Below are 16,943 nucleotides of genomic sequence, written 5' to 3'. Positions count from 1 at the left end.
GACTACTGTGCGATCAGGTGTGCAGTGGCTACTATAGTCGACGCCTCGCGAATCACCGACGGAAGGGCACAGAAACCGACGGACGATACCCGTCGGTAGCCGTCTGTGGCGCGATAAAAAGTGACGGTGAGCGGTTGCGTTAGCCGTGGATGCCCATCGCTTCGATCTGTTCCTGATACCGGTTCCGGATGGTCACTTCGGTAACCTGCGCGACGTCTGCGACCTCACGCTGGGTCTTTTTCTCGTTACAGAGCAGCGACGCAGCGTAGATCGCGGCTGCGGCGTATCCGGTCGGAGACTTGCCCGAGAGCAGTCCTTCCTCGGCCGTCTTCTCGATGATTTCGTTGGCCTTGGTCTGGACCTCTTCGGACAGTTCGAGTTCAGAACAGAAGCGCGGGACGTACTTTTTCGGGTCGACGGGTCGCATCTCGAGGCCGAGTTCCTGCGAGATGTATCGATACGTCCGACCGATCTCTTTTCGTTCGACGCGTGAGACTTCCGAGATTTCTTCGAGACTTCGTGGAATACCTTCCTTTCGACAGGCGGCGTACAGTGCCGACGTCGCGACGCCTTCGATCGAACGGCCGCGGATGAGGTCTTCTTTGAGTGCGCGGCGATAGATCACCGAGGCAACCTCCCGCACCGACCGTGGGACACCGAGTGCCGAGGCCATCCGGTCGATTTCGCTCAGTGCGAACTGGAGATTTCGTTCGCCGGCGTCTTTCGTTCGAATACGCTCTTGCCACTTTCGCAGCCGATGCATCTGGCTGCGCTTTTTCGAGGAGATAGAGCGACCGTAGGCGTCTTTGTCCTTCCAGTCGATCGTCGTCGTCAGTCCCTTGTCGTGCATCGTCTGGGTCGTCGGCGCGCCGACGCGGGACTTTTCCTGCCGTTCCTGGTGGTTAAACGCCCGCCACTCAGGACCGGGGTCTATCTTTTCTTCCTCCACGACGAGCCCACAGTCTTCACAGATGAGCTCACCCCGGTCGGAGTCTTTCACGAGATTGTCCGATTCACACTCGGGACAGGCTTTTACCCCCTCCTGATCCTCGGTCTCGTCCGTCTCACGCGTGCGCTCCCGCTGGCGGGTGGACCGTGTCATCGCACTTTTATAGTAGTAACACCAGCATATATAAACTTTGGGTAACTGTTTTCGCCCGTAGAAGGTTAATCGCCGAAAACAGGCTATACGGGCGCTCACAAGCGGAGTTTACGATCCGAAACCGGAAAGACTTTATCCGGAACTGCCGGATCACGGCTACGAATGCCGGTTATCGAGTGTGACGTCGAGCAGGCCCGTTCTCGGCTCGAAGAGGCAGGTATCCCCGTCGAATCCGGAAACACGGACCACGAACGCTGGCGTGCGAGTCGCGGCGATGCGACGGCCGTCGCCTACGACGACAAGGTCGTGATCCAGGGCGGAGCTCCGCAAGATCTCGAGGCCCTGCTTCGCGAGGGCGGCGGGCGAGCACACCTCTACTTCGACGGCGGCTCCCGCGGCAATCCCGGCCCTGCAGGTATCGGCTGGGTGATCGTCACCGGCGACGGCATCGTCGCCGAGGGCGGCGAACGCATCGGCCGCGCGACGAACAACCAGGCCGAGTACGAGGCACTGATCGCCGTTCTCGAGGCCGCGCGCGACTACGGCTACGACGAAGTCCAGATCCGCGGCGACTCCGAACTGATCGTCAAGCAGGTCCGCGGCGAGTACGACACGAACAATCCCGAACTCCGCGAGAAGCGCGTGACCGTCCACGAACTGCTCTCGGCGTTCGGCGAGTGGACGATCGAACACGTCCCCCGCGAGGTCAACGAGCGCGCGGACGAACTCGCGAACGAGGCACTCGACGGCTGATTCCGGAACTCGAGCGATCGGCGTCGATCAGCAACTGCAAAACGCTCGCGGACGAACGATCCGCTATGAGCGAGTCGACCGAATCTTCCGAAACCGAATCCCTCCCCGACGACGTCGTCGAGGAGGCCGAACGACTCACGCGACTCGAGCGAACGGCAGTCGACGAAAACGAGGCCGAGGCACACGCGAAGCGACGCGACGAACTGTTGAGTGACCACGAGTTCACCGCTCGCATCCGTGAGGACGACGGCGACGACGTGCTGGTCCTCCATCCCGGAGAATGGACCGAGGACGGCGTTATCAGGACCGACCGGATCGAAGACACCTCGCGCGCGGTCGAGATTCCGCTCGAGGGGACGGAGGATCCGGACGACTGGGACGAGGTCGACGCCCGGAACCGCGAAATCGTCGCGGAAGTCCGCGAGCACCACGGCGACGTCCACGGGGACAACGCTACGGCGCTCGCGGATTTCGTAGGCAACCACTACGCGAAGCCACTCGAGTCGGTGACGGCCGAGGAACTCGCGGAGTTCCGGATGGAGTACTACGTACGGAACGCGTGGCCGTCGAAAGAACAGCGGGATGTGATCGACGAGTCGATCGAACTGATCTACGAAACGGTCGGTGAACCCGTTCCGGAGCGGTAGATCAGTAGCTCTGCTCGACGATGTCGCGGATTTCGTCCGCGCGGTCGTCGCCCGTGACGACGTTCGAGAGCGTCCAGCGGACGCCGTCGAGGACGGCATCGTAGCCGTCGTCGGTCAGTTCGTACTGGTTGGTTCGCTTGTCGAGTTCGCTCTTCTCGACCAGTCCCAGTTCGACGAGTTCGTCGAGGTTGGGGTAGAGACGGCCGTGATTGACTTCGGTTCCGTAGTAGTCCTCGAGTTCTCGCTTGATCGCCAGGCCGTACATTGGCTCCTTGGCGAGGATGACGAGGATGTTGTTCTGGAACGCTGTGAGCTCGCGCGCGATACTCTGTTCGCCGGTGATTGATTGTGCCTCTGACATACCTGTGCAAATGTCACCAGACTATTTAAGACTTGTCAACCAATACACGTCGTGACCGGCAACGGGGGTTCGCCGGCGTCGACTCTTCGGACAGCCACGTCCGAACGATCATCGTTGGTTGTCTGGTTGCCATCAAGTACTGTTGACACTCGATTACGAAAGTACTTTTTGATCGACTGCGGTGTTTCCGGTATATGGTCAACCTCTGGGAAGACCTCGAAACTGGACCGAACCCGCCGGAAGAGATCTACGCCGTCGTGGAGTGTCTCAAAGGCGAGCGCAACAAGTACGAGTACGACAAGGACGTCCCCGGCGTCGTCCTCGATCGAGTGCTCCACAGCAACGTCCACTACCCGAGCGACTACGGGTTCATCCCGCAGTCGTACTACGACGACGAGGACCCCTTCGACGTCCTCGTCCTCGTCGAGGACCAGACGTTCCCCGGTTGCATCATCGAGGCCCGTCCCGTCGCCCTGATGAAGATGGACGACGACGGCGAACAGGACGACAAGGTCATCGCCGTCCCTAGCGAAGATCCCCGGTACGACCACATCGAGGATCTCGAGGACATTCCACAGCAACAGCGCGACGAGATCGACGAGTTCTTCGCGACCTACAAGAACCTCGAGGAAGGCAAGGAAGTCGAAACACTGGGCTGGGAGGACCGTCAGGCTGCCTACGACGCGATCGAACACGCCCAGGATCTCTACGAAGAGCACTTCGAGTAACGTCGACCGCCGACGTTCGTTTTCACCGACCGGATACGCAGTGGTTATGTACGGCTCCGCCGCCGATGAGTTATGAGCATGAGTAATTTTATTGGGCGGTAGAGCGTACGACCGTACGTCATGGCAGCCAGCAACCCGTCTCCACGTACGCCCGCATCCGGCGACGAGCCAGCCGATTCCGGCGTCGGCATGGCCCACCTCACCGTGGTCCCGACGAACTTCGATCCCGAAGCCGACCGAAACGAGTAGCTACTCGATCTCTTGCTCCGTCAGCTGTGGCGCTGCTACGCTTCTCAAAAGAGTGTTCTGAAACGAACCTTCTTGTGTACGGTCGGTCTACGGGCCTCTATGGGTCTGTTCGATCGGCTGCGGGGCGACGGCGCACCCCGCGTCGCGTTTATCGGAATTGACGGCGTGCCGTACAGTCTCCTCGCCGAGAACGAAGATCTGTTCCCCAACATCGCGTCGCTCGCCGACGACGGCTCCGCGGGCGAAATCTCGAGTATCGTTCCGCCCGAATCCAGCGCCTGCTGGCCCGCGCTGACGACCGGGATGAACCCCGGCGAAACCGGAGTCTACGGCTTCCAGGACCGGGAAGTCGGCACCTACGAGACGTACGTTCCGATGGGCCGTGAGGTCCAGGCCGACCGCGTCTGGGATCGCGTTCAGGAAATCGGTCGCCAGGCCACCGTCATGAACGTCCCCGTCACGTTCCCGCCACAGCGCAACCTCCAGCGGATGGTCTCTGGCTTTCTCTCCCCCGCCCTCGAGAAGGCAGCACACCCGGAGACGTTCCGCGAGTACCTCGAGGACATCGAGTATCGGATCGACGTCGATCCGAAACTGGGCCACCAGGAGGACAAGGCCGAATTCATCGAGGACGCACACGCCACGGTCGACGCCCGGTTCGAGGCGTTCAAACAGTACGTCGAGGAGGACGACTGGGACCTCTTCTTCGGCGTCTTCATGACGACCGACCGGGTCAACCACTTCCTGTTCAAAGACTATGCGGAAGACGGCGAGTACAAAGACGAGTTCCTCGAGTTCTACCAGAAAATAGACGACTACATCGGACGACTGCGCGAGGCCATGCCCGAGGACGTGACGATGATCGTCGCCTCCGACCACGGCTTTACCAGCCTCGACTACGAGGTCCACTTCAACGAGTGGCTCCGCGAGGAGGGGTGGCTCTCCTTCGAGACCGACGACCCCGAAGAACTGGCCGACATCGCCGACGAAACGACCGCCTACTCCTTTATCCCGGGCCGATTCTACCTCAACCTCGAGGGACGAGAGCCCCGCGGTTCGGTCTCCGAGGAGGAGTACGACGACGTACGCGACGAACTCAAGGCCGCGATCCTCGACCTCGAGGGGCCGGACGGTCGACAGGTCGTCGACCGTGTCGTCGAGAAAGAGGCGGCGTTCCGTGGCGACCACGACGACATCGCGCCGGACCTGGTCGCGATCCCCAACCCCGGATTCGACCTCAAGTCCGGGTTCAAGGCCGACTCCGAGGTGTTCACGGGAGGTCCACGAAACGGAATGCACAGTTTCGACGACGCGGCGCTCTATATCGACCACCCCGAAGCGAGCATCGACGACGCGGACTTGCTCGACGTCGCGCCGACGATTCTCGATCTGATGGACGTCGAGTACAGTCGCGGCGACTTCGACGGCGCAAGTCTGGTGTAGCGAGTTCGATTCCGTTTTCCCGGCGCGGACGTACCCCCGAGTACGATGGCACTCGAGGAAGTGATCCACGCTCGCGGCCACGAGAACGTCCGGGCCGAACACGCGAGCACGTTCGAAGTGACGACCGACGACTATCTCACGCCGGCGGGTGACTGTATTCTCGCGATCGAGGCCGATCGCGCTCCGTCCGACTTCGATCCCGACTTCGTCGCAGCGTGTCAGGATACCGATGCGACGATCACCGTCGAAATCGAGGCCGACGGCCACGTCGAGAGCGTTACAGGCCGTGGCGATCCCCACCTCGAGTTCACGAACGACCGCAGCGCGGTCGGGCGTACGAGCGAGTACGTCGACGACCGGACGATCCTGCTCGAGGCCGAGTTCGCCGCGGAGGGATTCGACCGGGACCTCGTTGCGGCACTTGCGGACGGCGCGGAGGCAACGGTGACGATCACCGTCGAGTGAGTTCACGCCAGGAATAACCGATCCTGTCAACCATTAATGTTTCAAACACGAAACGATCAATAAGTCCATAGATACCGTAAAGGTAATTGTCCGATAGTAGATACGCCTCTGTATGAGACAGAAAGTTATCTGCCCACACTGCTCGGAGAAGGTCTCGATCGACGTCGATAGAAAGGTACTCAGAACGAGGGGGAAGATCGGCTCGGTCAACGACGGCTACGATCGATCGGCAGTCTGTCCGGAATGTGATGAGAAATTCGCCTGCAAGATCGAAGATCCAACGCGTCGTCGGCGATAAGATCTGCTCTCTCGTCTCGATCGTTCTGGCGTCGTTTTGACTCCTTCGAGAGAGGAAGAACAATAGTCCGCGAGCCCTCAGCACCGATATGAGCGAGGATCCGGAGCCGTCGGTCAACATAAGCGGCGGCGAATCGGGCGGTGGCGCCACGGCCGAATTCGATCCCGCAACTGCCGACACTCGCGCCGAACGCGTCGTCGACCGCCTCGGCGAGCTCTACTGGGAGAAAAGCTACGGCGGACGGGACGCCTTCACCTGTCTCGTCCGGACGATCCTGAGCCAGAACACGAGCGACAAGGCCAGCCAGCCGGCCCACGACGCGCTGATCGAGCGGTACGACGCGCCGGACGTCGGCCTCGCCGAGTCGCTCGCCAACGCCGAACAGTCGACGCTCGCCGAGACGATCAGTTCGGCCGGACTGTACAACCAGAAGTCCGAAATTCTCGTCGCGACCGCCGAGTGGGTCGTCGCGGAGTTTGGCTCCGCCGCGGCCTTCGACGAGTTCGTCAAAGAGGAAGCGCCCGAGACCGTCCGCGAGACGCTGCTCGAGGTCCGCGGCGTCGGGCCCAAGACCGCCGACTGCGTGTTGCTCTTTGCCGGCGGTCGGACCGGCGTTTTCCCCGTCGACACCCACGTCTACCGTATCTATCGCCGACTGGGAATCGCGCCGCCCGACGCCGACCACGAAGACGTCCGAGAGGTCCTCGAGGAGGAGGTGCCGGCGGCGAAGTGTGGCTTCGGTCACACGGCGACGATTCAGTTCGGCCGGGAGTACTGTACGGCACGGAAACCCGCCTGTCTCGAGGACCCCGACGCCTGTCCGATGGGCGATCGCTGTGACCAGGTCGGGGTCTACCCTGCGACGGGCGAAGTCGTCGACCCGGCCGAGACGCTCGAGTGACGTCGGATTTCGTTCGGGATTGACGCGTACTTCTCGCTGCGGTCGTCGATCCAGCTGACTCTCGTGGTTTGCTCTCTGCCCGCCGTTCCGGATCCCATTGTTTATCTTGTATGTGTGAAAATTGATAGATTGCTGGCAACCTGAAGGCCAAAAACCGAAGAGAGGAGCTGACGCGAAATACCGAAACGCCAACTGAGTTCACGGTTGGCCGACTGTATCGGCCGGAGTAGCCGCCGCACAGCCGATCTCGACGTTCGTGTCTCCCGAAAGAAATGTCTTTGCAGATTCACAACCGTTTTATGCAAGTGTCGGGGTAGAACCGGGGCACGATGGCTGCAGACCCCCACCGGGATGCAGAGACGAGCGAGAGAGGTGCCAAATCGAACGACCGTTCCGCGACCTCCCGCCGACGGCTGTTGACGACGACGGCCGTCGGTTCCGTGAGCGCGTTTGCGGGCTGTGCGGAGATGCTCGCAGGCGACGACGATTCGACGGACCGACTACGGGTGATGGTCTGGAGCGGTAACTACGCCGACCGGTTCGAGGAAGGCCTCGTTCCGCAGTGGGAATCGGAACACGACGTCGAGATCGACCTCCGTCGTGGCTGGGACGAGGTGCTCGAGGACATCCGGAACGCGCCGGCGGACGATCCGCCGTTCGACGTCACCGTCGCCGAGGGTAACTTCTACTACTACGGCCGCCAGGACGACCTGTTCGAGCCGATCGACGTCGACAACATCTCGAACTACGACGAGATCATGGACTTCTTCACGGAGATCCGCAATCCGGAGTACGGGATGCCCGTCGACGGCGCACCGTGTACCATCATCCATCGCGACGACGCTGACGTCGATCCGGAGACGTGGGCCGACCTCTCTTCGGACGCCGTCCAGAACAGCGAGGGCGTCGGGATCGACACCGGCTTCTGGTGGTACCCGATGTACGCCGCCGCGATCGGTATGGACGAAGAAGACGGTGCCGGCGAGATCTACGACGAGGACCTCCACGACGACGTCCTCGAGCGGATCGAAAACTGGGGTGTCGAAGAGTGGGCGTCCACCGGCGAACACATCTGGCAGGCTTTCGAAAACGGCGTCATCGACGTCGCCCAGTGGTACTACGACCAGACGGCCTTCGACATCGACGACTACGACGGGCTCAGCCACACGATGCCCGAGCAGACCACCGGCTGGATCAACAACTGGTGTGTCGTCCGCGGCACCGAGATGCAGGACGAGGCCGAGCAGTTCATCGACTTCCTGCTCGACGCCGACGTCCAGTCCGAGTGGGCCCAGCACCACCCGATGATGTTCAGCAACGAGAACATCGAGTACCCCGCCGAACTCGAGGAAGACCTGCCGACGACCGACGAGGAAGCACGGACGGTCGAATTCCCCGACTGGAGCGAACTCGCGGAGTACAGCGACGACCTCTCCGACGAGTTCTCGCGAATGCAACAGCAGTCCTAACGCTACCGAGCCAGACCAATGTCCGAAATCACGCTGCAGGGACTCGAGAAACAGTACGGCGAGACGACCGCGGTCGAAGACGTCTCGGTCGAGATAGCGGACGGCGAACTGCTGTGCCTGCTCGGGCCCAGCGGCAGCGGCAAGTCGACGACGCTGCGGATGATCGCCGGCCTCGAGACGCCAACCGCTGGATCGATCCGAATCGACGACGAGGACGTCACCCATCAGCCGGCCTACGACCGGAACACTTCCACCGTGTTCCAAGACTGGGCGCTGTTCCCGCACAAGACGGTGCTCGAGAACGTCGCGTTCGGGCTGAAGATGCGTGGCGTGTCGAAAGAAGAACGCCAGGAGCGCGCCGAGGAGATGCTCGAGCGCGTCCAGATGGGTGGCTACGGCGACGAGGACCCGACCAACCTGAGCGGCGGGCAGAAACAGCGGGTTGCGCTTGCCCGCTCGCTGGCTGTCAACCCCGACGTACTGTTGCTCGACGAGCCGCTGTCGAACCTCGACAAGCGGCTCCGGGAGGACATGCAGATCGAACTCCGGGAGATCCACGAGGACCTAGAGGAGACGTTCGTCCACGTCACCCACGACCAGGACGAGGCGTTCACACTGGCCGACCGCATCGGGATCATGAACGAAGGGCAGTTGATTCAGGTCGGCGACCCCGACGAGATCTACGAGAACCCCCGGAATCGGTTCATCGAAGGGTTCCTCGGCGACACGAACTTCGTCGACGGGACGGTCAGCGCCGTCGGACCCGACAGCGTCGTCGTCGAGACGAAACTCGACAGCGAGATAACGATACCGGCCGACGGAGACCACGACCTGAGCGAGGGAACGGAGCTGACGCTGTCGCTGCGACCTGAAATCCTCTCGATGGAGCGGACGACCGCTGACGACGGCCAGCGACAGGTGCTGGCCGACGGTGACGCGGCAAACGCCGCCATCGGGACGATCGACAACGTCCTCTATCGCGGTTCGACGGTCCGGTACTCCGTCTCCGTCGGCGACACGTCGATCTTCGTCGAACGCACCGACACGACGGAGGAGTCGCTGTCAGTCGGCGACGACATCCGTATCGAGTGGAACGGCAGCGACGTCCTCGCGTTTCGCACCGACGGAACGCGCGTTACCCTGTAGCGATGACGGAAACGAACACCACTCTCCCACAGTCGATCAGCGCCGCCGTGCCGAGTCTGTCGACACTCTCGAGTTCGAACCGCGCGCTGTTGTTGATGGCGCCGCTTATCGCGTTCGAACTGCTGGTCTTCGTCGTCCCGTTTTTCATTCTGCTTCGGATCAGCTTCGCAGAAGGGTCGACAGACCACGTCTACGCCGAAGGAACCTGGTCGATCGAGAGCTACGTCGAAGTCTTCACCGACGGCCTGCTCCTGAGTGTCATCTTCGAGTCGTTCCAGCTCGGCGTGATCGTGACGATACTCTCGGTCGTCATCGGGCTGTTCTACGCGTACGCCATCTGGCGCTCGAGCGGGCTCGTCAAGTCGCTGCTGTTGCTGTCGGTCGTCATGCCGCTTTTGACGACGCTGGTCATCCGGACCTACGCGTTTAATCCGCTGTTGGCGCCGAGCGGGACGGTCAACGACATGCTCCTGTCGCTTGGAGTCCTCTCGGAGCCGATCCAGTTCGTCCCCGCGACTGTCGGCGCCGTCGTCGGCCAGCTGTACATCGTCCTTCCGTACGCGGTGTTGGCGATCTACAGCGTGCTGTCGACGATGGACTGGGGGATCGTCGAGGCCGCACGCGACCTCGGTGCGAGCCGACCACGGTCGTTCTTCGAAGTCGTGTTGCCACAGGTGATGCCGGGCATCATCGTCGCGGCGGTGATCTCCTTCGCCTGGAGCGTCGGAGCGTACGCGGCACCGGATCTGCTCTCGAACAACATCACGTTCGCAGTTCACGCCGAAGAACTGATGCTTGGCGACATGCGCTACTCGCTTGCAGCCGCGCTGTCGGTCGTCATGCTCCTGTTGATGTTCGTCTGCGTTGCTGTGATTTTCGCGGTCCTCAACCGCTTCGGAGGTGAATTCGACCTTGCATAGAGAAACCCTCGAGACCGCCGCGTTCCGCGTCGGTTACGCCGCGTTGTTCGCGTTGCTACTGCTCCCGTTGCTGGTCGTCGTCGTGACGTCGTTTGCGGCGTCCGGCCGGCTTGCGTTCCCGCCGGAGAGCTACTCGCTGGTCTGGTACAGCGAGTTCTTCGGCAGCATTCGCTGGCTCACAGCGTTCGAGAGCAGCATCGTCGTCGGCGTCGGGACAGCGTTGCTCGCAACCGTCCTCGGCGTACTGGCAGCGTTCGGACAGGAGTTCGACGACGAAAGTACGATCGGAACGGTCGTCGGTCCACTGGTCCTGATCCCCCTGTTGATCCCGCCGGTGATCCTCGGAATCACGCTGTTGATGTACTTCAGCGAACTCGGGCTTCGAGGGTCGTACACGACGCTCATCCTGGCACATACGCTGTGGGCGACGCCGCTCGTCTACTTCGTGATGCGATCGGTGTTCAGCCGGTTCGACTGGCAACAGCTAGACGCCGCCTACGACCTCGGCGCGGGACCGGTCCAGGCGTTCGTCCACGTCGTCCTACCGAACGTCAAACAGGGCGTCTTCGTCGGTGCCCTGCTCGCCTTTATCATCAGCCTCCAGGAGTTCGTGATGGCGCTTTTCCTCTCGACGCCGAACACCCAGACCATCCCCGTCCTGGCCTGGACGGAGATCCGGCAGGCACTCGACCCGATGGTCAGCGTCGTCTCGACGTTCCTCATCCTGTTCTCGCTCGTCGCGCTCGCACTCGCCGTGCTCGCGACGAACCTCGAGTGGGTGTCGAAGCAGTTGTCCTAACCGACCTTTTGCGCTGCGCTCACTCGCTTCGCTCGTTCGCTCGGCAAAACGTCGATGAAAAGCCAGTGTCACCCCCTCAACCGCGGCTTAGCCGCGGTTTCGAGGGATTCCTCGGCCCGGTCGCTCACTTCGTTCGCTCCCGGTTGCATCCGCTTGCCTTTCGAACGACAGATCGGAGAATCGGGATCGGGACCTAGAGGAATCGGAACGTCTCTAAGTTCTTCGGCGCGAACGTCCGCATGTTGTAGTCGTGGTACAGCGCCGAGGACAGGTCCTGCGTCGACCGTTCGTCGCCGTGGACACACAGCACCTTCTCGGGGCGTGGGTTCATCGTCTTCACGAAGTTCTCGAGGCCGGCGCGGTCGGCGTGGCCGGAGAAGCCGTCGACGGTTTCGACGTCGACGTTCAGCGAGAGGGTGCCACGGCCTTCGTTACCCATGGCACCGACTTCGTTCGTTGGAATCTCGTCCCAGCCGTTCTGGATGCGGCGACCGAGGGTTCCCTGGGCCTGGTAGCCGACGAAGACGAGTTTCGAGTCCGGATCGGGGCCGATGTGGGAGAGCCAGGACATGATCGGACCGCCGGTGACCATACCCGAGGTGGAGAGAATGATACAGGGACCGCCGTCGGCGACGTCCTGTCGTTCCTCCTCGCCGCCGTCGATGTGGTTGAACTCCTCGGCGAGGAACGGGTTCTCGTCCTCGTGGAAGATTCGATCGCGGAGGTCGTCGCGCAGGTACTCGGGATAGGTCGTGTGGATCGCGGTCGCCTCCCAGATCATCCCGTCGAGGTGGACCGGCATCGAGGGAATGTCGCCCTCCCGCATCGCCTCCTCGATGACGAGCATGATCTCCTGGGAGCGCCCGACGGCGAACGCGGGAATGAGGACCTTTCCGTCCTGGTCGTATGCCTCGTTGATGACCTTCTTGAGTTTCTCCTCGGAGTCCTCCTGATCGGTCTGGTAGTCGTTGCGACCGCCATACGTCGACTCTAGGACGAGCGTCTCGACGCGCGGGAAGTCGTTGACCGCGCCGTTGAACAGGCGGGTGTCCTCGTAGTGGATGTCACCGGAGAAACAGACGTTGTAGAGTCCGTCGCCGATGTGGAAGTGCGAGACGGCCGAGCCGAGAATGTGTCCTGCGTTGTGGAAGGTGAGCTTGACGTCGGGCGCGATGTCGGTGACGTCGCCGTACTCGAGCGGGATGCAGTGTTTGATCGCCTCGCGAACCTGCTCGGAGTCGTACGGCGGCGTTCGTCCTTCTTTGGCCGCGACGTCCAGATAGTCGAGCGTGAGCAGTCCCATCAGGTCGCGTGTGGGTTCGGTACAGTAGATCGGTCCGTCGTAGCCGTACTTGAACAGGAGTGGGATGAGCGCGGAGTGGTCGAGGTGGGCGTGTGTCAACACGACCGCGTCGATCGTCTCCGGTCCAGCGCCGAGTGCTTCGGGTGCGTGCAGGTACGGCACTTCCCCTTCGGCACCGGGCTTGTCACCACAGTCGATGAGAATGCGGGTTTCGGGTGTCGAGAGAATAAAGGAAGCACGTCCGACCTCGCGGCAGCAACCCAGCGTCGAGATACGGACGTACTCGTCGTCGGACATCTCCTCGCGGTGGATCTGCCGGCCTACCTTCTCCAGAATGTCCCGGCGCTCGTCGCGTTCCTGTTTGAGGAAGCTACGGACGTTCGAGACGGTCGAGGACTCGATCGGCGGCGTACGGACGACTTCGGGCGTCCAGCCGACGCTTTTCGTGATGTCGCGAAGCGTCGAGCCGTGGCGACCGATCACCATGCCCGGCTTCTCGGCCTCGATGACGACCTCGCCGGTGTCGGCGTGGAAGTCGAGGTCCGTAACGCCTGCCTCGTCGGGGATGACACCCATGATCTCCTCGCGGGCCTCGTTGGGTCGTGAGAGAACGCTCGGATCGGGGCGGACGGTGATCCGTTTCCGGAGCTTGCTCGCGAGCTTTCGGATCAGGTCGCCCTGCTGGGCGAACTTCTTCGGATCGCGCGTGTAGACGACCAGTTCCGGCCCTTCGTATTTCACCGAGGAGACCGAGATATCGCTCGGTAACTCGCTCGTGATCTCTGCTTCCAGATCGTCAAGTTGCTGCTCTACAGTACTCATAGGTCGCCGAATGTGGCTTGCGTGAACTCTCCGACGGGGAGCATGCGTCCGGCGGATACCCGAGTCGAGAGTGACGCAGTACGTCTCGTATCCCGAATCGTTCTGTGGTAGTGCCGTGACGAAGACGCTCCCAGGTCGGTTATCCTGGTCCGTGCGGGAAGATTCCAGGGAGAACCCGCTTACCCGAGCCTATTCTTCGCGTCCTATAAAAGCCTTCGCAAAGCACAGGGGGAACCGCTCCGTAGGCCCGCTATGGAGCTTACACCGGCCCGTGTCGCCGCCGAACGCGACTGGATCGCCGACCGCGCAGAGAGAGTCGTTCCCATCATCAACGACGTCCGCGACGACCTCGGAGCGGTATTCGACACCGACGTCGATCACGTCACCCGCGACCAGTACGTCACAGAGGTAGACGCCGTCTTCGCCGACGGCGACCTCGCGGTCAACGTGGCCGCGATGACTGCTCTCCTCCGAGACCTCGACGTCGAGGGCGACTATCCCGGGTTCGTCGTCGACGAACTGCTCGGCCGAGAACTGGCCGCGACGATCGCCGGCACCCAGCCGTTGCGGACGCTCGGCGAGGCGACCTTCCACTACGCGGACCTACAGGTCCACGGCGACGCCGACGAAAACGCAGGAGTAGACGACCTCGAGGCCGCTCTCGCAGCCGGATTCCAGGAACGAATTCCTGGCTGGAACTGGACCGAACGCGAGAGCCCGTTCGCCCTCGAGTGATCGCGTCGACTGTTACCGACTCGATGCAGTCCGTTTCATACGGTTTACTGTAAGTCATTGACGGCGCAACCCCGATCCGGCGGCGGTTGCGCCGGTAAACCGTTCCAGCAATCCGTATCAGTCGTCGTCCGGATCGGCGTCGGGGTCTTCCTCCGGAACCGGGACGGTCTCTGCCTGTTGCTGTTCTAGCATCTGAGCGTACTCCTCGCCTGGAACCAGGCCGTTCACCTCGCTGTCGCGAAGCGTATCGAGGAGCCGTTCGTCGGGGCCATCGAGCAGGAACGCGCCTATGTCGGCGATTCCGGCCTCGATCGAGAGGTCGTCGTCGCCAGCGACGTCGTCCTCGAACGCGACGGCTCGCTCGGCGGTTAGCTCGGCCTGTCGCTGCTGGAACTCCTCCTGTGCTTCCATCTGGCTGAGTTCACCCGCTTCGACCGCTTCCATAATCTCCATCTCGAGAGCCTGCAGTTCGTCCTGATCGGGCTGGACGAGCGCGGTGAATCCGTCCTCGGGGTCGATATCCGGCTCTTCCCCGACCTCGAGTTCCGACTCCGTCTCGGGGTCGGCGCTCTCGTCGTCGGAAATGTCGAACTGGCTACAGCCGGCGAGCGACGCGGTCGCACCGACGCCGCCCAGTTGGAGGAGGCGACGACGGCTTGGATTCGTATCCATTCTTTCTCGGCTCGGGGGCGGGAACGGTTAAAAGCTCGCAACCAGATTCGAACGGAACGAAGTGACGCGGCGTTTTTACGTCCCGACTGGGTACGAAACGGCAGTGACGCGCTCCGAACGGGACGCTCGTGTCGACACGCTCGAGTACCCATCCCTCGAGGCCGCTCGAGATGCGATCACCGACGGCATCGACCGCGAGGCACTCGTGACGGTTTTCGGTCGATGCTCGGTCGACTACGACGGGCGTGCCTCGAGCCGGCTCGGGACGGGAGACAGACACGTGATGCTCAAGCCCGACGGCGCGGCGTTGGTCCACACTGACGAGGGTCAGCAGCCGGTCAACTGGCAGCCGCCGGGCTGTGAGCATGCAGTGTGGTGTGAGAACGCAGAGGACGGTGAACGGCTCCTCCTCCTCGAGAGCGTCCGGTCGACCCCCGAGGAGCGCCTGCTCGTCAGCTTCGAGGAGGTCTTCCAGGTCTCCGCGTTCGCCGGCTCCGACGAGACCGAACTCGCGCTGTCGGGCACCGAGGAGGACCTCCGTCGGCGGGTTCTCGAGGAACCCGACCTGCTCGAGCCCGGCTTCACGCCGCTTGCAACCGAGCGCGACACGCCGGCGGGCGCGGTCGACGTCTACGGCGAGGACTCGGCTGGACGGGCGGTCGTCGTCGAACTCAAGCGACGCCGCGTCGGTCCCGACGCCGTGAGCCAGCTTCGGCGGTACGTCGACGCCCTCGAGCGCGACCTCCACGCGGACGCCGCCGTTCGTGGAATTCTGGTCGCGCCATCGGTGACGGACCGGGCGGACCGGCTGCTCGTCGAGTACGGCCTCGAGTTCGTCTCGCTCGAGCCGACGGCGGAGTGAGCGTCCGGTCGCCTGCAACTGCTACGGCAGTTCCTATTCGCGTCGAGAACCCGGTTCGAACCGATGCGTCTTCTCACCCAACGCGAGCAAAGGCAGGACACCGGCGTACTCGAGCGAGCGAAAACAGATGATGACGTCGCCACGTCTCCCCTGTTCAGGCTCGGTCGCGTGCTGTTCGGCGTCGTTCTCGCGTTCAACGCGGTCGACAATCTGCGGAACCTCGAGGAACGGATCGCCTTCGCAGAGTCCAAGGACGCACCGAAGCCGCGACTCTCCGTCCCGGCGATCAGCGGCGGACTCCTGTTCGGCGGAGTCGGGATCGCACTGTGGCGCGTCCCGACCGCGGCGGCCGCGGCCGTCGCCGGCTTTCTGGTCGGCGTGACGCCGCTGATGCACGACTTCTGGAACGTCGACGATCCGGAGGAGAAGCAGAACCAGTTGTTCCACTTCCTGAAGAACGGCGCGCTCCTCGGCGCTGCCCTCGCGTTCCTGCACGTCGGTCGGCGAGAGCGATAACGGGGTTCGTTTTCCGGGATCGGACAGCGCTCTGACCAACCTATAGGGTTTTGCTCCGGGAGCGCGTACGGGGCTCATGTACCAATCGAGACCATCACGGAAACAGCCTGCCAGACCTCGGTCGTCCGCGAGGCAGTCGTTCCGTCACCGACTCGAGGTTCTGGAGCATGACCAGCGATTACTTCGCAATACGCTGTCCGGAATCGCGCGGGAGCAGGGAATCTCGGTCTCGTGTGAGTGTGACAAGTGCAACCGTGCGTATCTCCTCGTTACACAAGGATACTTGCGCTGTCCGGCGTGTGGGTACAATCGGCCGCTCTAGCACAGGCGGAAATACGGTTTTGGTCCGATTGTTGTAACCGGGCCGGCAGAATCGGTTGGGAGAGAGACCACAGCTAGTCAGATAGAAAATTATTTTCCGCTATAACGAAACCCATCAGCCGATGGATGCCATCATCGTTCTTGCGCTGACAGTCATATTCGTATCCATACACGGCCTACTGTCAATTCTTGTGCTGAGAGATGCAGAGAAGCGCGGAATCGAAAACTCGGTAACGTGGGCTGGGATAGTTGCGATCTTCCCTGCGGTTGGACTCGCTGTGTATCTCATCAGACGGACTATGCCCGAAGATGAAGCCGAGGCACCCGAAGATGTGCCCGAAGATGCAGAATTTCCACTTCCGGGAACAGAACGTTCTAATGGTCCAGCACCGACGAATGACGAGTGATTTCGCTGACTCGTTCCGTGAACT

At 62.1% G+C, this 16,943-nt stretch carries 20 protein-coding genes; 16 read left to right on the top strand and 4 right to left on the bottom strand.

From position 1 onward, the window contains the following. Nucleotides 1-139 precede the first annotated feature (139 nt). Entirely contained in the window at nt 140-1,102 is a 963-nt protein-coding gene (locus BLR35_RS11390) for a transcription initiation factor IIB (protein ID WP_005579693.1), read from the bottom strand. A 162-nt stretch (nt 1,103-1,264) separates the two neighbouring features. On the opposite strand from BLR35_RS11390, the gene rnhA reads away from it, so the two are divergent. Beyond that, nucleotides 1,265-1,855 (top strand): ribonuclease HI, encoded by a 591-nt coding sequence (gene rnhA, locus BLR35_RS11385; RefSeq protein WP_090381823.1) that lies wholly within the window; start codon nt 1,265-1,267, stop codon nt 1,853-1,855. 65 nt (nt 1,856-1,920) lie between these two features. Further along, on the top strand, nt 1,921-2,502 hold the full coding sequence (locus tag BLR35_RS11380) for a DUF7108 family protein (RefSeq protein ID WP_090381820.1): 582 nt from the start codon (nt 1,921-1,923) through the stop codon (nt 2,500-2,502). A 1-nt stretch (nt 2,503) separates the two neighbouring features. On the opposite strand, the gene BLR35_RS11375 is transcribed toward BLR35_RS11380, so the two are convergent. Further along, on the bottom strand, nt 2,504-2,863 hold the full coding sequence (locus BLR35_RS11375) for a PadR family transcriptional regulator (RefSeq protein ID WP_090381818.1): 360 nt from the start codon (nt 2,861-2,863) through the stop codon (nt 2,504-2,506). A gap of 194 nt (nt 2,864-3,057) precedes the next feature. Between BLR35_RS11375 and BLR35_RS11370 the strand changes: the two genes are divergently transcribed. The 10 genes from BLR35_RS11370 to BLR35_RS11330 all read left to right on the top strand — a co-directional run bounded on the left by BLR35_RS11370 (nt 3,058) and on the right by BLR35_RS11330 (nt 11,281). Then, a complete protein-coding gene (locus tag BLR35_RS11370) occupies nt 3,058-3,591 on the top strand; it encodes an inorganic diphosphatase (protein ID WP_090381816.1) in 534 nt (177 codons plus the stop codon). Between the two features lie 120 nt (nt 3,592-3,711). Continuing rightward, a complete protein-coding gene (locus BLR35_RS21135) occupies nt 3,712-3,840 on the top strand; it encodes a hypothetical protein (protein ID WP_280139365.1) in 129 nt (42 codons plus the stop codon). Between the two features lie 99 nt (nt 3,841-3,939). Beyond that, nucleotides 3,940-5,283, top strand: coding sequence for an alkaline phosphatase family protein (locus tag BLR35_RS11365; protein WP_090381813.1), 1,344 nt, complete (start codon nt 3,940-3,942; stop codon nt 5,281-5,283). A gap of 45 nt (nt 5,284-5,328) precedes the next feature. Further along, nucleotides 5,329-5,748, top strand: coding sequence for a DUF371 domain-containing protein (locus tag BLR35_RS11360; protein ID WP_090381811.1), 420 nt, complete (start codon nt 5,329-5,331; stop codon nt 5,746-5,748). A 112-nt stretch (nt 5,749-5,860) separates the two neighbouring features. Beyond that, nucleotides 5,861-6,046, top strand: coding sequence for a hypothetical protein (locus BLR35_RS20990; protein ID WP_090381809.1), 186 nt, complete (start codon nt 5,861-5,863; stop codon nt 6,044-6,046). Nucleotides 6,047-6,134: 88 nt separating this feature from the next. Beyond that, the gene (locus BLR35_RS11350) at nt 6,135-6,947 is read left to right on the top strand and encodes an endonuclease III domain-containing protein (RefSeq protein WP_090381806.1); all 813 of its coding nucleotides are present in this window, start codon (nt 6,135-6,137) and stop codon (nt 6,945-6,947) included. A 329-nt stretch (nt 6,948-7,276) separates the two neighbouring features. Next, on the top strand, nt 7,277-8,416 hold the full coding sequence (locus tag BLR35_RS11345) for an ABC transporter substrate-binding protein (RefSeq protein ID WP_090381802.1): 1,140 nt from the start codon (nt 7,277-7,279) through the stop codon (nt 8,414-8,416). A gap of 18 nt (nt 8,417-8,434) precedes the next feature. After that, complete coding sequence (locus BLR35_RS11340; protein WP_090381799.1) at nt 8,435-9,562, top strand: ABC transporter ATP-binding protein; 1,128 nt, start codon at nt 8,435-8,437, stop codon at nt 9,560-9,562. A 2-nt stretch (nt 9,563-9,564) separates the two neighbouring features. Continuing rightward, the gene (locus BLR35_RS11335; protein WP_090381797.1) at nt 9,565-10,482 is read left to right on the top strand and encodes an ABC transporter permease; all 918 of its coding nucleotides are present in this window, start codon (nt 9,565-9,567) and stop codon (nt 10,480-10,482) included. After that, the gene (locus BLR35_RS11330) at nt 10,475-11,281 is read left to right on the top strand and encodes an ABC transporter permease (protein ID WP_090381795.1); all 807 of its coding nucleotides are present in this window, start codon (nt 10,475-10,477) and stop codon (nt 11,279-11,281) included. Before BLR35_RS11335 ends, BLR35_RS11330 begins: the two co-directional genes overlap by 8 nt. A gap of 193 nt (nt 11,282-11,474) precedes the next feature. Here BLR35_RS11330 and BLR35_RS11325 read toward each other — a convergent pair whose 3' ends face one another. After that, nucleotides 11,475-13,406 carry a beta-CASP ribonuclease aCPSF1 gene (locus BLR35_RS11325; RefSeq protein ID WP_090381792.1) on the bottom strand — a complete coding sequence of 644 codons (1,932 nt, stop codon included), beginning with the start codon at nt 13,404-13,406 and terminating at the stop codon, nt 11,475-11,477. Between the two features lie 252 nt (nt 13,407-13,658). On the opposite strand from BLR35_RS11325, the gene BLR35_RS11320 reads away from it, so the two are divergent. Continuing rightward, nucleotides 13,659-14,141 (top strand): DUF7984 family protein, encoded by a 483-nt coding sequence (locus BLR35_RS11320; RefSeq protein WP_090381790.1) that lies wholly within the window; start codon nt 13,659-13,661, stop codon nt 14,139-14,141. A 117-nt stretch (nt 14,142-14,258) separates the two neighbouring features. Here BLR35_RS11320 and BLR35_RS11315 read toward each other — a convergent pair whose 3' ends face one another. Next, the gene (locus BLR35_RS11315; RefSeq protein ID WP_090381788.1) at nt 14,259-14,813 is read right to left on the bottom strand and encodes a hypothetical protein; all 555 of its coding nucleotides are present in this window, start codon (nt 14,811-14,813) and stop codon (nt 14,259-14,261) included. 103 nt (nt 14,814-14,916) lie between these two features. Between BLR35_RS11315 and nucS the strand changes: the two genes are divergently transcribed. The 3 genes from nucS (at nt 14,917) to BLR35_RS20285 (ending at nt 16,919) form a co-directional block, all read left to right on the top strand. Beyond that, nucleotides 14,917-15,675 (top strand): endonuclease NucS, encoded by a 759-nt coding sequence (nucS, locus tag BLR35_RS11310; protein WP_090382943.1) that lies wholly within the window; start codon nt 14,917-14,919, stop codon nt 15,673-15,675. A gap of 63 nt (nt 15,676-15,738) precedes the next feature. Then, a complete protein-coding gene (locus BLR35_RS11305) occupies nt 15,739-16,191 on the top strand; it encodes a DoxX family membrane protein (RefSeq protein WP_090381785.1) in 453 nt (150 codons plus the stop codon). Nucleotides 16,192-16,634: 443 nt separating this feature from the next. Next, complete coding sequence (locus tag BLR35_RS20285; RefSeq protein WP_139169279.1) at nt 16,635-16,919, top strand: hypothetical protein; 285 nt, start codon at nt 16,635-16,637, stop codon at nt 16,917-16,919. Nucleotides 16,920-16,943: the final 24 nt, after the last annotated feature.

Source organism: Natronobacterium texcoconense, from assembly GCF_900104065.1.
GTDB lineage: Archaea > Halobacteriota > Halobacteria > Halobacteriales > Natrialbaceae > Natronobacterium > Natronobacterium texcoconense.
Note: the sequence above shows the minus strand (reverse complement) of the source record. Positions and strands in the feature narration are given on the sequence as shown.

What these genes read in the sequence shown, in the direction of transcription:
- BLR35_RS11390 (WP_005579693.1), bottom strand. Translation starts at nt 1,102, where the DNA reads ATGACACGGTCCACCCGCCAGCGGGAGCGCACGCGTGAGACGGACGAG.
- rnhA (WP_090381823.1), top strand. Translation starts at nt 1,265, where the DNA reads ATGCCGGTTATCGAGTGTGACGTCGAGCAGGCCCGTTCTCGGCTCGAA.
- BLR35_RS11380 (WP_090381820.1), top strand. Translation starts at nt 1,921, where the DNA reads ATGAGCGAGTCGACCGAATCTTCCGAAACCGAATCCCTCCCCGACGAC.
- BLR35_RS11375 (WP_090381818.1), bottom strand. Translation starts at nt 2,863, where the DNA reads ATGTCAGAGGCACAATCAATCACCGGCGAACAGAGTATCGCGCGCGAG.
- BLR35_RS11370 (WP_090381816.1), top strand. Translation starts at nt 3,058, where the DNA reads ATGGTCAACCTCTGGGAAGACCTCGAAACTGGACCGAACCCGCCGGAA.
- BLR35_RS21135 (WP_280139365.1), top strand. Translation starts at nt 3,712, where the DNA reads ATGGCAGCCAGCAACCCGTCTCCACGTACGCCCGCATCCGGCGACGAG.
- BLR35_RS11365 (WP_090381813.1), top strand. Translation starts at nt 3,940, where the DNA reads ATGGGTCTGTTCGATCGGCTGCGGGGCGACGGCGCACCCCGCGTCGCG.
- BLR35_RS11360 (WP_090381811.1), top strand. Translation starts at nt 5,329, where the DNA reads ATGGCACTCGAGGAAGTGATCCACGCTCGCGGCCACGAGAACGTCCGG.
- BLR35_RS20990 (WP_090381809.1), top strand. Translation starts at nt 5,861, where the DNA reads ATGAGACAGAAAGTTATCTGCCCACACTGCTCGGAGAAGGTCTCGATC.
- BLR35_RS11350 (WP_090381806.1), top strand. Translation starts at nt 6,135, where the DNA reads ATGAGCGAGGATCCGGAGCCGTCGGTCAACATAAGCGGCGGCGAATCG.
- BLR35_RS11345 (WP_090381802.1), top strand. Translation starts at nt 7,277, where the DNA reads ATGGCTGCAGACCCCCACCGGGATGCAGAGACGAGCGAGAGAGGTGCC.
- BLR35_RS11340 (WP_090381799.1), top strand. Translation starts at nt 8,435, where the DNA reads ATGTCCGAAATCACGCTGCAGGGACTCGAGAAACAGTACGGCGAGACG.
- BLR35_RS11335 (WP_090381797.1), top strand. Translation starts at nt 9,565, where the DNA reads ATGACGGAAACGAACACCACTCTCCCACAGTCGATCAGCGCCGCCGTG.
- BLR35_RS11325 (WP_090381792.1), bottom strand. Translation starts at nt 13,406, where the DNA reads ATGAGTACTGTAGAGCAGCAACTTGACGATCTGGAAGCAGAGATCACG.
- BLR35_RS11320 (WP_090381790.1), top strand. Translation starts at nt 13,659, where the DNA reads ATGGAGCTTACACCGGCCCGTGTCGCCGCCGAACGCGACTGGATCGCC.
- BLR35_RS11315 (WP_090381788.1), bottom strand. Translation starts at nt 14,813, where the DNA reads ATGGATACGAATCCAAGCCGTCGTCGCCTCCTCCAACTGGGCGGCGTC.
- BLR35_RS11305 (WP_090381785.1), top strand. Translation starts at nt 15,739, where the DNA reads ATGCGTCTTCTCACCCAACGCGAGCAAAGGCAGGACACCGGCGTACTC.
- BLR35_RS20285 (WP_139169279.1), top strand. Translation starts at nt 16,635, where the DNA reads ATGGATGCCATCATCGTTCTTGCGCTGACAGTCATATTCGTATCCATA.